The following is a 12,419-nucleotide window of genomic DNA, read 5'->3' as shown; positions in this document are numbered from 1 at the left end:
TATTAACCACGATGAATCGAGTCATGTGCTTGTTTTAGAAGACTTTGGCTCTCTTGCAAGAATTGTTGTGAGTAGTCACCAAACCAATCACTCACTTGGTTGAAGCTCTCAACAAACTTAGCCTTATCTTTGCCATCTAGGATTTCTAACGCTTCTCCGAAACAGCTATGGAAGCGTCGAATCATCTCTATATTCTCATCCGAAGACAGAATGATATCACCGTACAAGTTCGGGTCTTGAGCAAATAGACGACCAACCATCGCAATCTCAAGTCGGTAGATTGGTGAGCTTAGTTTCAGAAGTTGATCAATGTTCGGGTTCTCTTTACTCAGGTGCAAGCCGTAAGCAAAAGAGGTGAAGTGACGAAGTGCTTGAATCAAGGTCATGCCGTGATCGTGTTCAGCTGCATCCATCTGGCAAAGGCTCGCGCCCCAAATACCAAATTGATTCAGTAGCCATTGGTAACTTTCAGAACCACGACCATCACTGTAAACAATCACCTGCTTAGCAAGGCTAGGAACATCAGGACCAAACATTGGGTGCAATCCAACTACTGGGCCTTGATGCATGTTCATCATTGCTTGTAGAGGTTTAGATTTAATTGACGTCAAATCACATAGAATACAATCGCTTGGTAGATTACCTAGCTTCGCAATCACACCTTCCGTTAGGTGAATTGGAACCGTAACAACCACAAGCCCAGCATTATCTAAGATTTCGTCGGCCTTATCCCAATCTTGGCTGCCAAGGATTTTTACTTCGTAGCCAGACAGTTTGAACATACGACCAAACAAGCCACCAAGTTGACCATTACCACCAACGATAACCACTGAACGTAACTCTGGGTTTAGACACTTAAAACCAGAATCTTTCTCACTGGCATAAGACTCACGCATAGTACGACGCAAAATATCTTCGATTAGCTGTGGTGGAACCCCTATTTTCTCGGCTTCTTGACGACGAGATGCCAGCATTGCAGCCTCACGCTCTGGTACATAAATAGGTAAACCATGTTCACTTTTTACTTCACCGACTTTCTCTACTAGAGCCAATCGCTGAGCAAGTAAATCCAACATTTGTTTATCGACAGCATCGATTTGGTCGCGTAATTCGTTCAGTTCAACGGCCATTTTATTCCTTACTAATCTATAAGCCCGTACTAACGCTGATTTCGCTAGTAACAGATCTTAAAATGCCCCATTAGATGAGGCACTTAAATTTAAAACTCTGACTAACCTTTCAAACGGTTCTCTAAGAACGGGACTAATTCCGTATGTGCATGCTTCAATAGTGCCTCAGTTGAATCCCAATTGATACACGCGTCGGTAATAGAAACGCCGTATTTCATCTCATTGAGAGGTATATCCGAAGATTGGTTTCCTTCGTTAATATGGCTTTCAATCATCAGGCCGATAATCGACTTGTTGCCTTCACGAATTTGGTGAATCACATCTTCTGCAACTAAAGGTTGGCGACGGAAATCTTTACGAGAGTTCGCGTGGCTACAGTCGACCATTAGCGCTGCCTCTAAACCAGATTTACCCAGCTCTTGCTCACATTCGTGTACCGATACTGAATCGTAGTTCGTCTGCTTACCGCCACGTAAAATCACGTGACCATTTGGGTTACCTTGCGTTGTTAGTAGTGCAACCTGACCTTCGCGGCTGATACCCATGAAACGGTGGCTAGAAGAAGCCGCCTGCATTGCGTTGATTGCAGTGCCTAGGTTGCCATCGGTGCCGTTTTTAAAACCGATTGGCATTGAAAGACCACTTGCCATCTCACGGTGAGTTTGAGATTCAGTCGTACGAGCGCCAATAGCCGCCCAGCTGAAGGTATCTGCTAGGTATTGCGGGCTAATTGGGTCTAATGCTTCAGTCGCTAGTGGGATTTCCATCTCAGCGAGTTCAACAAGTAGTTCACGACCAACATGCAGACCATGCTCAATATCGAAAGTGCCGTCTAGATGTGGGTCATTGATCAAACCTTTCCAACCGACAGTGGTACGAGGTTTCTCAAAGTAAACACGCATAACAATATACAGTTGATCGCTAAGTTGCTCAGATAAGGCTTTTAGGCGTTTCGCGTACTCTTTCGCAGCTTCAATGTCATGGATAGAACATGGGCCACATACAACAAGCATGCGATGATCTTTCTTATGAATGATGTTTGCGATAGTTTGACGAGACTCTTGAATGAAACGACGAGCATTATCACTCAAAGGCAGTTTTGCTTTTAACTCCTCAGGAGTAATCAGTACCTGTTCGTCGATGATATTGACATTGCTTAATTCACTTTTCTGCATAACTCAACCTGTATATTTATTTTTACACCCAACATTTCCATTTGGGCTAACAATCTTTAAAAACACAATAACAGCTAAAAAAACGATTGCAAGTGTAAACAATAAAAAACATTAACTGTAAATTTTATCTTACACATTGAATTTAGCTCACTCTAAGAGATAAATAGGTTTAAACCATGGATCACACATACAAAAAAGGCGATATTTATCATATCGCCTTATCTAAAATTATTATGTGTTTATTTATCACTCACTGCCTAGCATTCGCTTAATCGTCTCTGAGGTCTCTTTCCACCTAGCATCCGAGTGAAGTTTCGACAAATCAAAGCTGTGTTTTTTAAGCAATGAGTTGGCTAAAGGCACCTCTTGAATCGCTAAGTTATCCAGAGCTTCAATTTGTGCATCTCGTTTATTACACATCAACACCATGTCACAACCTGCATTCAAGGCCGCTTTCGCTCTGTCGGCTGGTCCACCCATTATGGCAGCGCCTTCCATCGTTAAATCATCAGAGAACACCAAGCCTTTAAACCCAAGCTGCTGCTTCAATACTTTCTGCAGCCAATACTGTGAACCGCTCGCAGGTTGATCATCATAGTGAGAGAAAACCACGTGAGCTGGCATCATGGCATCCAATATTCCAGCTTCAATTTGCGCCTTGAAGATTGCCATGTCTGTTTCAAAGATGTCGTCTCTAGGGTCATATGGCGTCTCTAAGTGTGAGTCAGCAATCACGCCACCGTGTCCAGGGAAGTGCTTGCCTGTCGTCGCCATGCCAACCGACTTCATGCCTTTGATGAAAGCGCTGCTATGACGAACAATAGTATCAATATCTTCGCCAAACGCTCGGCTACCAATCGCTTTACAGTCATGGCTTTTGTCTAATACTGGCGCAAAGCTCAGATCGATATCGTGGGCAATCAATTCTGCCGCCATCAGCCAGCCCGCTTGTTCTGCTAACTGTTCGCCATTATTCTTAGTCGCGAATTCTTGAGCAGCTGGGATAATTGAAAAGCCATCGCGGAAGCGCTGAACTCGGCCACCTTCTTGATCGACACCAATCAAAATAGGACGTTTCGCTACCTTACGAATTTCTTTGTTTAACGCCGATAACTGTTTGCTATCGTGGTAGTTTCGAGCAAATAAGATGAGACCACCAACAGTTGGGTGATCTAAAATTTCTCTGTCTTCAGCTGTCAGCTCGTAGCCTGCAACATCAACCCACAACGGTCCCATATTTATCCCTTATTAAACCTAATTTCATAAACTTCCCGAGATTATTCTCTTTAAATTTGCTTTACAATGTTTTTAAACCAATCTGTGGAAGACTTTAAGAATGCAGTGCAAGAGCTTAGAAATGGATCATAAAGAACTGTATATCGGTGTGATGTCAGGGACGAGTATGGACGGTGTTGATACTGCCTTAGTGTCGATTGAAGATACGCGCATCACATTGCTTGCTCATGATGAGTTCCCAATGCCTGACGACCTCAAAGCGCGTCTGCTTGAAGTTTGTATTGGTCAGAAAACCGATTTAATTGCCATTGGAGAACTCGACCACCAGCTTGGCCATCTGTTTGGCGATGCGGTTTTGCAACTTCTCGAAAAGTCAGGTACACCTGCATCTTCTGTGACTGCGATTGGTAATCATGGTCAAACGGTATTCCACCAGCCAAGCGGCGAATCTCCATTTACCATGCAGTTGGGTGATGCCAACATCATTGCCGCTAAAACACAGATTCAAACGGTTGCCGATTTCAGGCGTAAAGACATGGCATTAGGCGGACAAGGTGCGCCATTAGTCCCTGCCTTCCACCATACTATTTTCCAGCCACAAGACAGCTCAGTTGTGGTGTTGAATATTGGTGGTATCTCGAATATTTCAGTGCTGCGCCCTAATCAGCCAACGCTTGGTTATGATACAGGTCCGGGCAATATGTTGATGGACGCTTGGGTTGATAAACACACGGGTGAGAAGTTTGACCGTGATGCGCAATTTGCGCTTAAAGGTCAACTCAATCAAGCTTTACTCGAACAGTTGTTAAATGAGTCTTATCTATCTCAAATGCCACCGAAAAGTACTGGTAGAGAACTATTCAACCTACCTTGGCTAGAGCAACAATTAACAGAATTTAAAGATCTTGCAGTAGAAGATGTTCAGCGCACGCTTTGTGAATACACCGCATTGACGATAGCCAATGAAGTGGAGACTTATCGCTTGGGTAACCAGCCTGCACTGTATGTGTGTGGCGGTGGTACAAGAAACCCATTGTTGATGAAGAGACTGTCTGAACTGCTTCCAAGTTGGGAGGTTGACTCAACCACCAGTAAAGGCGTGGATGCCGATTACATGGAAGCAATGGCCTTTGCGTGGCTTGCTCAGCGTCATGTTCATAAACTGCCAAGCAATTTACCAGAAGTGACTGGCGCAAGCAGAGCGGCCTCTCTAGGCGTTCTCTATCGAGCTGACTAAACAACTTTAGAACCATAATTTTAGAATCACCATTTAAGGATCATTATGAGTAACGACGCTCTCATATCAGCGCTCTCGCACCTCGTTTCGGAGGGGAGAAACCCTGACACTATGGATATTGATCTGCTCACCTCTCTCGAAGTGGTTGAAAAGATTAACCAACAAGACAAACAAGTCCCACTGGCGATTGAAGCGGAACTGCCACAGATCGCGAAAGCGGTCGATAAAATTGCTCATGCCTTTCAAAACGGTGGTCGACTGATTTATATGGGCGCAGGCACCAGTGGTCGATTAGGTGTGTTAGACGCCTCAGAATGCCCACCGACTTTCGGTGTTTCGGACAAAATGGTTATCGGCTTAATTGCAGGCGGACCAGAGGCGATTTTAAAAGCCAAAGAAGGTGCAGAAGACTCGCTAACTCTCGGCATTGAAGATCTGAAAGCGATTCAGTTTTCAGAAAATGATGTCGTGGTAGGTATTGCTGCGAGCGGTCGCACACCTTACGTGATTGGTGCACTCAACTATGCCAATCAGCTTGGCGCAGTAACGGTTGCATTATCTTGTAACCCTGACTCTCCAATTGCTGAAATCGCTCAAATCGCAATTAGCCCGGTGGTTGGCCCAGAAGCATTGACTGGTTCAACACGACTCAAATCAGGTACAGCACAAAAGCTGGTGCTTAATATGCTGACCACTGCCAGCATGATTCGCATTGGTAAGAGCTACCAAAACCTTATGGTCGACGTAAAAGCGACCAATGAAAAGTTGGTTGCCCGCGCCGCTCGTATCGTTATCCAAGCAACGGAGTGCGATAAAGCACTGGCGGTGTCGACACTTAAAGCGACTGATTACGATGTGAAGTTATCTATTTTGATGATTCTAACAGGGCTAGATTTAGAGTTAGCCAAGGCTCAGCTTGATAAGCAAAATGGCTTCTTGAGAAAAGCCGTCGAGAATAATCAGTAATCTGCTTCTGTTACTCTCACTACAAACAAAAAGACCAGTACACATGCGGTACTGGTCTTTTTAGTTTTAATTTTTTATCGCTAGCTTGGGCTTAATAGTCGTTTGAGAACTCATCCCAGCCACGTTGCCATTCCATGCGGAAACGTTGAGCATCTTCCGTACCAGAGCACACGCCTTCATACACCTGACCAGATAAACCAATCTGATAAGCATGGTTCGGATTACAATATTCAGTCACACCTAGGTGATAACCTTCTGTGTAACTCGCTTGATCAACTGCGCCAAGCTCAGTCATCTCTGAATACGAACGCTGAGTGTGGCCTTTGATACCATCACGATAGCCAATCTCTTGCCAATTGCCCTCAGCGGCTAAATCTTGAACATTGGCGCTGCATCCTGCAAGGCTAAATGCCACGGCGAATAGTACGATTATTTTTTTCATTTCAATCCTTTATATTGTTACTTCACCACTTTCTGACGAAGCGCTGCCTTTGTGGTGATTCTCCGCTGAACACGTACTGATGTCCACTCATTGTCTGTTGTTGTCCTCTTAAGCAAGAGAACAAACCGCTCAATCAGTTATAACACCACTTAATTAGCTATTCGACCACTCACTCTCATAGCGGAAGTTTCTTCTCATACACTCCTTTAATATACACCCTGACTTAATTAATACATTCAGGGATAACAAATTATGATGTGGTTTCTTACCTGTGTTGCAGCACTCATTGGTGGCTACTTTATTTACGGTGCCTTTATCGAGAAGATTTTCGGTATCAATGAAAAGCGTCAAACACCCGCTCACACCAAGCAAGACGGCGTGGACTTCGTTCCAATGTCGACGCCAAAGGTTTACCTAGTTCAACTGCTTAACATTGCAGGTGTAGGTCCAATCTTCGGCCCTATCATGGGTGCCCTTTACGGCCCAGCAGCAATGCTTTGGATCGTGCTAGGTTGTATCTTCGCAGGTGCCGTACACGACTACTTCTCAGGTATGTTATCTATCCGCAATGGTGGCGCTTCGGTTCCAACCATCACTGGACGTTACCTAGGCAATGGCGCAAAACACTTTATGAACATCTTTGCCATTGTTCTACTGCTTCTTGTTGGTGTGGTGTTCGTTTCTGCTCCAGCAGGCATGATCACTAACCTAGTGAACGACCAAACTGATTTCGTAATGTCTACGAGCACCATGGTTGTCATCATCTTTGCTTACTACATCATCGCAACGATTGTCCCTGTCGATAAAATCATTGGTCGCTTCTACCCATTGTTCGGTGCACTGCTTATCTTTATGTCTGTTGGCCTAATCACTGCGATTGGTCTATCTGACGAGCACCAAATCATGGGTGGCTTCGAGATGAAAGACATGTTCACCAACATGAACCCTAACGATCTACCACTTTGGCCTGCTCTATTTATTACCATCGCTTGTGGTGCTATCTCTGGCTTCCACGCAACTCAGTCTCCACTAATGGCGCGTTGCATGGAAAACGAGAAAAATGGTCGCTTCGTATTCTACGGTGCAATGATTGGTGAAGGCATCATCGCTCTAATCTGGTGTGCGCTTGCTCTGTCATTCTTCGGTTCAGTTGAATCTTTATCTGACGCGATTGCAAACGGCGGCCCTGGTAACGTGGTATACAGCGCTTCATTTGGCCTACTGGGTGTATTTGGCGGTATCCTTGCTTTCCTTGGCGTGGTTATCCTGCCAATCACTTCTGGTGACACAGCGTTCCGTTCAAGCCGTCTTATCCTTGCTGAATACTTCAACATGGAACAGAAAACACTGCGTAACCGTCTACTAATGGCGTTACCACTGTTCGTTATCGGTGGCATCCTGACTCAAGTTGATTTCGGTATCATCTGGCGCTACTTCGGTTTTGCTAACCAATCAACAGCAGTCATGATGCTATGGACAGCTTCGGCTTACCTACTTCGTCACAATAAACTGCACTGGGTAACAACGGTTCCAGCTGTGTTCATGACATCTGTGTGTATCACATTCATCCTGAACAACAGCCAACTGGGCTTCGGTCTACCAATGCAGCTTTCAACCATCATCGGCGTGGTGAGTGCATTCGGAATTGCGGCTTACGTTATCAAAATTTCAAAAGGCAAAGGCGATATCGACCTTGCTGATGAAGAAGAAAAAGAAGCAAAAGGCGTCACCAAAACCGCCTAGTTCTTTCAGACTCTTGAGAACAAGAGACACGTCTTCATAGAGAGACAAAAGAACAAGCCAAACACACTTCGCTTGCTCCCGTATCACCCAGTGATTCGTGGAAATTAAGACTAAAGCCCGTCCTCTGTGATGGGCTTTAGTGTTTTCAGGCGTTAGTGCTTTCGACTCTGGGAAGCGAATATAACCTACGAAAACACAAGCAAAGCTACCGTTACCAAGCAATGAGCTTTACACTTAACAAGCGTCTCAATAGGTGAAAATATGGAACTCATTCTCTCTCTGCTGCAACAAACCTGCGTCTACTTAGTGATTGCTTACATGCTGAGTAAAACCCCACTGATTCTCCCTTTGTTGAGCATCTCATCTCGCTTAAGCCATAAGATCAGCTGCTACGTTCTGTTTTCCCTGTTCTGCATTATGGGTACCTATTTCGGACTGCAGATCAATGATGCCATCGCCAACACGCGTGCGATGGGTGCGGTAATGGGAGGTCTGTTTGGCGGCCCTGTCGTTGGCTTTGCCGTCGGCTTTACTGGTGGAATTCACCGTTACTCATTAGGCGGCTTCACAGACTTGGCTTGTGCGATTTCAACCACAGCAGAAGGCTTGATTGGCGGCCTGTTACACGTTTATCTCGTGAGAAAGAACAAAGCCAGCCAACTGTTTAATCCGTTAGTGGTTTTCTCGGTAACCCTGTTTGCAGAGATCATTCAGATGCTGATTCTGCTGGCGGTCGCAAAACCCTTCGAACAATCCTATGCTCTGGTCTCCGATATTGCGGCGCCAATGATCATCGCTAACTCGGTCGGTGCAGCACTGTTCATGAGCATCATCCAAGACAGAAAAACCATCTTCGAAAAGTACTCGGCTACCTTCTCACGCCGCGCACTGACCATTGCCGAACGTTCGGTGGGTATTTTGCATGGTGGGTTCAATTCCGATAACGCACAAAAAATCGTACGTATCGTTTATGAAGAGACCAACGTAGGGGCGGTAGCGATTACCGACCGAGAGAAAATCCTCGCGTTCGTTGGTATTGGTGATGAACACCATATTCCGAACACCCCGATTTCATCGCAAAGCACGCTCACTTCGATGGAACAGAACGACATCATCTACCTTGATGGCAAAGAGAACCCATACCAATGCTCCTTGTCGCAGGATTGTAAATTGGGTTCTGCGTTGATTATTCCATTGCGCGCGGGTAACGAAGTGGTCGGCACCATCAAGCTCTATGAGCCAAAGCTGAAACTATTCTCAACTATCAATATGTCGATGGGTGAAGGTATCGCTCAACTATTATCGAGCCAGATCCTATTTAGCAACTACCAGCAGCAGCAAACGCTACTGACACAAGCAGAAATCAAACTGCTGCACGCTCAAGTGAACCCGCACTTCTTGTTCAATGCGCTTAATACTATCAGCGCAGTAACACGTCGTGACCCAGATAAAGCTCGAGAGTTGATTCAACACCTGTCTCACTTCTTTAGAAGCAACCTAAAGCAGAACATCAACACCGTGAAGCTCAAAGACGAACTGGCACACGTCAACGCTTACCTGACCATAGAGAAAGCACGCTTTACCGATCGACTAGAAGTGGAATGGGATATCGACCCGCAGTTATATGAATCTCAATTGCCGAGCTTTACACTGCAACCGCTGGTAGAAAACGCCATCAAACATGGTATTTCGAACATGTTGGAAGGTGGCACAGTAAAGATCTACAGCGAACCTTTCGGAGGTGGATTCAAACTGATCGTCGAAGACAATGCAGGCAACTATCAGAAACCATCTCAAGATCATGTCGGATTAGGTATGGAGATTGTTGATAAACGACTCACTAATTTCTTTGGACAAGACTCAGCACTAAAAATAGAATCTCAACCACAGCAATTTACTCGAATGAGCTTTATCATACCTATACTAAAATAACGGTCTTTTCGTGGGTGATAGCTTCTCGGTAAGCATATTTAGAAGACATATATAGAAACAAGCAGGGATAGAATCAAGATGAAGATTGTAGGATGTTAAAAGCACTAGTTGTCGATGATGAGCTTTTTGCTCGCGAAGAGTTGATTGAGCTGCTGACTGAAACAGGAGAAGTGGAAGTCATTGGCCAAGCGAGTAATGCAATTGAAGGGCTAAAGCAAATCAACCTTCTCAAGCCTGACGTGGTGTATTTGGACATTCAAATGCCTCAGGTTACTGGGATTGAATTGCTGAGCATGCTTGACCCGGAAACCATGCCTTATGTGGTGTTTGTGACCGCCTACGATCAATATGCGATTCAAGCCTTTGAAGACAATGCCTTTGACTACCTACTCAAACCCGTCGAACCTTGTCGATTAAACAAGAGTGTTTGCCGTCTGAATAAGGTCATCAAGCAGAATCAGAAAGCGCCAGCACAAGACATCTCTGCGATTGCTCCCTGCCACTTAGAGCAGATTCCGTGTATTGGTCATAACCGCATTGTGATCATGGCAAGCCAAACGGTTGAATGCGCCTATTCTGATATCAGTGGCGTGCATGTTCGTAGCTCATCACAAACAGCAACCTCGCAACTAACCCTGAAGATCTTGGAAGAAAAGACCGATTTGATCCGCTGCCATCGACAATATTTGATCAACATAAAATCGATCCAAGAGATCAAGTTACTAGAGAATGGATTAGCCGAGATCATCACACTGACGGGCTTTGAAGTCCCGGTGAGTCGTCGCTATCTCAAGACGTTAAAAGAGCAACTCGGCCTCCAGTAAACAAATTTCAGGTTTAGATATAGCACGATCAAAAAAGCCAACGCATCAACGTTGGCTTTTTACTGTTTAAGAATCGATAGAAATTAGTCGACTTGTTTAATCTGTAGCTCTTTTGGTACTTCGAAGAACATGTTCTCTTCACGACCTTGAATCTCTTCAACATCGGTAGCACCTAGCTCGCGGATACGATCTAAGATTTGGTTAACTAGCTCTTCAGGAGCAGAAGCACCGGCTGTTACACCGATTTTCTTTTTCCCTTCAACCCACTCGGTTTGAATGTCTTCAGGACAGTCAGTTAGGTAGCCTGGTGTGCCTAGTTTCTCAGCTAGCTCTTTTAGACGAGTTGAATTCGATGAGTTCTTAGAACCAACCACTATCACCACATCAACGTCATTCGCCATCTCACGCACAGCGTCTTGACGGTTTTGAGTCGCGTAGCAGATGTCGTCTTTACGTGGGCCTTGAATCTCAGGGAACACTCGACGTAGCTCTTCAATCACATCTGCAGTTTCATCTACTGATAGCGTAGTTTGGCTAACATAGTGCAGGTTACTTGGATCATTCACCACGAGGTTCTGTACGTCCTCTGGTCTTTCAACCAAGTACATACCACCAGTTTGGCTCGCGTACTGACCCATAGTGCCTTCCACTTCAGGGTGACCTGCGTGGCCAATCAGTACCACTTCCATATGTTTGCGGCTCGCACGAGCAACCTCCATATGAACTTTAGTCACCAAAGGACACGTCGCATCAAATACCGTTAACTCACGCTCTTTCGCTTCTTTACGAACCGCTTGAGAAACACCGTGAGCCGAAAAGATCACGATGTTGTCGTCTGGCACCTCACTCAGTTCTTCGACAAAAATAGCACCACGCTGCTTGAGCCCCTCAACAACAAAGCGGTTGTGTACCACTTCATGGCGAACATAGATCGGTGGCTGATACATTTCGAGTGCACGCTCTACGATGCTGATCGCACGATCGACACCGGCACAAAAGCCACGAGGGTTAGCTAACATTATTTTCATTTCATTGCTCATCATTTACCGCGGTACTAAGGTTGCTTCTATAGAGTTCGCCGTCAGCGAGGTTCGCATTCTACAGTGAAGCGTCTAGACAGTGAAGCTCTGGGTGAGATCACAGCTGTAAGGCTATCTTATTCTAGCGTGAAGACAGCTATTCTAACGTTAAGAGAGTTATTCTAACGTTAAGATATTGACGTCAAAGCTAACGTCTTGACCAGCGAGTGGGTGATTAAAATCAACCGTCACTGAATCACCTGCGATCTCAGTAATAATACCTGGAATTTCCATACCGTCAGGACCTGAAAATGCCATGATAGTGCCCACTTCAACTTCAGAGTCGCCAACAAACTTAGCACGATCCATATAGTGAATATGATCTGGGTTTGGCATACCAAACGCGTCTTCCGCCTTCAGTTCGATAGACTTTTCAGTGCCGGCTTCAAGTCCAAGTAAGCACGCTTCAAAGTTCTCACTTAGGCTGCCATCACCCATGACGAACTTCGCTGGTTTGCCCATGTTCTCCGTACTATCGGCAACTGAACCATCCTTCATTTTAATCGTAAAATGTAGAGTTACTGCTGAATCATTTTTAATTGCTGCCACGTTACTTTCCTTAGACTTCTTTATTATTTGAGGATGCGCTGTGCTTTGCTTCCTTGTTGACTGAAGCATAAAAAAAAGCGCCGTCGGAATCAACCGACAGCGCTTA

At 45.1% G+C, this 12,419-nt stretch carries 11 protein-coding genes; 5 read left to right on the top strand and 6 right to left on the bottom strand.

Annotated features, from left to right (window positions below):
* Nucleotides 1–2: 2 nt before the first annotated feature.
* The 3 genes from tyrA to nagZ form a co-directional block, all read right to left on the bottom strand.
* Nucleotides 3–1,130 carry a bifunctional chorismate mutase/prephenate dehydrogenase gene (tyrA, locus tag AB4307_RS07765; RefSeq protein WP_017056144.1) on the bottom strand — a complete coding sequence of 376 codons (1,128 nt, stop codon included), beginning with the start codon at nucleotides 1,128–1,130 and terminating at the stop codon, nucleotides 3–5.
* Nucleotides 1,131–1,231: 101 nt separating this feature from the next.
* A complete protein-coding gene (locus AB4307_RS07760) occupies nucleotides 1,232–2,305 on the bottom strand; it encodes a 3-deoxy-7-phosphoheptulonate synthase (RefSeq protein WP_017059354.1) in 1,074 nt (357 codons plus the stop codon).
* A 246-nt stretch (nucleotides 2,306–2,551) separates the two neighbouring features.
* Nucleotides 2,552–3,541 (bottom strand): beta-N-acetylhexosaminidase, encoded by a 990-nt coding sequence (gene nagZ, locus AB4307_RS07755; protein WP_372131556.1) that lies wholly within the window; start codon nucleotides 3,539–3,541, stop codon nucleotides 2,552–2,554.
* A gap of 121 nt (nucleotides 3,542–3,662) precedes the next feature.
* Here nagZ and AB4307_RS07750 point away from each other — a divergent pair, with 121 nt between their 5' ends.
* Together AB4307_RS07750 and murQ are read left to right on the top strand one after the other, a co-directional pair.
* Nucleotides 3,663–4,778: an anhydro-N-acetylmuramic acid kinase gene (locus tag AB4307_RS07750; RefSeq protein ID WP_372131554.1), complete on the top strand. Its 1,116-nt coding sequence runs from the start codon at nucleotides 3,663–3,665 to the stop codon at nucleotides 4,776–4,778.
* Nucleotides 4,779–4,823: 45 nt separating this feature from the next.
* Nucleotides 4,824–5,744 (top strand): N-acetylmuramic acid 6-phosphate etherase, encoded by a 921-nt coding sequence (murQ, locus tag AB4307_RS07745; RefSeq protein ID WP_050651903.1) that lies wholly within the window; start codon nucleotides 4,824–4,826, stop codon nucleotides 5,742–5,744.
* A 91-nt stretch (nucleotides 5,745–5,835) separates the two neighbouring features.
* On the opposite strand, the gene AB4307_RS07740 is transcribed toward murQ, so the two are convergent.
* The gene (locus AB4307_RS07740; RefSeq protein ID WP_017059350.1) at nucleotides 5,836–6,186 is read right to left on the bottom strand and encodes a DUF2799 domain-containing protein; all 351 of its coding nucleotides are present in this window, start codon (nucleotides 6,184–6,186) and stop codon (nucleotides 5,836–5,838) included.
* Nucleotides 6,187–6,438: 252 nt separating this feature from the next.
* Here AB4307_RS07740 and AB4307_RS07735 point away from each other — a divergent pair, with 252 nt between their 5' ends.
* The 3 genes from AB4307_RS07735 to btsR all read left to right on the top strand — a co-directional run bounded on the left by AB4307_RS07735 (nucleotide 6,439) and on the right by btsR (nucleotide 10,685).
* On the top strand, nucleotides 6,439–7,929 hold the full coding sequence (locus AB4307_RS07735; RefSeq protein ID WP_017077728.1) for a carbon starvation CstA family protein: 1,491 nt from the start codon (nucleotides 6,439–6,441) through the stop codon (nucleotides 7,927–7,929).
* Between the two features lie 261 nt (nucleotides 7,930–8,190).
* Complete coding sequence (locus tag AB4307_RS07730; RefSeq protein ID WP_372117836.1) at nucleotides 8,191–9,861, top strand: LytS/YhcK type 5TM receptor domain-containing protein; 1,671 nt, start codon at nucleotides 8,191–8,193, stop codon at nucleotides 9,859–9,861.
* 92 nt (nucleotides 9,862–9,953) lie between these two features.
* Nucleotides 9,954–10,685, top strand: a complete 732-nt coding sequence (gene btsR, locus AB4307_RS07725; RefSeq protein WP_132744213.1) for a two-component system response regulator BtsR — start codon at nucleotides 9,954–9,956, stop codon at nucleotides 10,683–10,685.
* An 83-nt stretch (nucleotides 10,686–10,768) separates the two neighbouring features.
* On the opposite strand, the gene ispH is transcribed toward btsR, so the two are convergent.
* Nucleotides 10,769–11,725: a 4-hydroxy-3-methylbut-2-enyl diphosphate reductase gene (ispH, locus tag AB4307_RS07720; RefSeq protein WP_029235087.1), complete on the bottom strand. Its 957-nt coding sequence runs from the start codon at nucleotides 11,723–11,725 to the stop codon at nucleotides 10,769–10,771.
* Between the two features lie 156 nt (nucleotides 11,726–11,881).
* On the bottom strand, nucleotides 11,882–12,313 hold the full coding sequence (gene fkpB / locus AB4307_RS07715; RefSeq protein WP_372131552.1) for an FKBP-type peptidyl-prolyl cis-trans isomerase: 432 nt from the start codon (nucleotides 12,311–12,313) through the stop codon (nucleotides 11,882–11,884).
* Nucleotides 12,314–12,419: the final 106 nt, after the last annotated feature.

The organism is Vibrio sp. 10N.261.52.C2 (assembly GCF_041471425.1).
GTDB lineage: Bacteria > Pseudomonadota > Gammaproteobacteria > Enterobacterales > Vibrionaceae > Vibrio > Vibrio crassostreae_C.
The sequence above is the reverse complement of the archived record's forward strand: the minus strand, read 5'-3'. Positions and strand labels throughout refer to the sequence as shown.

Coding starts and splice junctions, on each gene's coding strand:
- tyrA (WP_017056144.1), bottom strand. CDS start 1,130: ATGGCCGTTGAACTGAACGAATTACGCGACCAAATCGATGCTGTCGAT.
- AB4307_RS07760 (WP_017059354.1), bottom strand. CDS start 2,305: ATGCAGAAAAGTGAATTAAGCAATGTCAATATCATCGACGAACAGGTA.
- nagZ (WP_372131556.1), bottom strand. CDS start 3,541: ATGGGACCGTTGTGGGTTGATGTTGCAGGCTACGAGCTGACAGCTGAA.
- AB4307_RS07750 (WP_372131554.1), top strand. CDS start 3,663: ATGGATCATAAAGAACTGTATATCGGTGTGATGTCAGGGACGAGTATG.
- murQ (WP_050651903.1), top strand. CDS start 4,824: ATGAGTAACGACGCTCTCATATCAGCGCTCTCGCACCTCGTTTCGGAG.
- AB4307_RS07740 (WP_017059350.1), bottom strand. CDS start 6,186: ATGAAAAAAATAATCGTACTATTCGCCGTGGCATTTAGCCTTGCAGGA.
- AB4307_RS07735 (WP_017077728.1), top strand. CDS start 6,439: ATGATGTGGTTTCTTACCTGTGTTGCAGCACTCATTGGTGGCTACTTT.
- AB4307_RS07730 (WP_372117836.1), top strand. CDS start 8,191: ATGGAACTCATTCTCTCTCTGCTGCAACAAACCTGCGTCTACTTAGTG.
- btsR (WP_132744213.1), top strand. CDS start 9,954: ATGTTAAAAGCACTAGTTGTCGATGATGAGCTTTTTGCTCGCGAAGAG.
- ispH (WP_029235087.1), bottom strand. CDS start 11,725: ATGAGCAATGAAATGAAAATAATGTTAGCTAACCCTCGTGGCTTTTGT.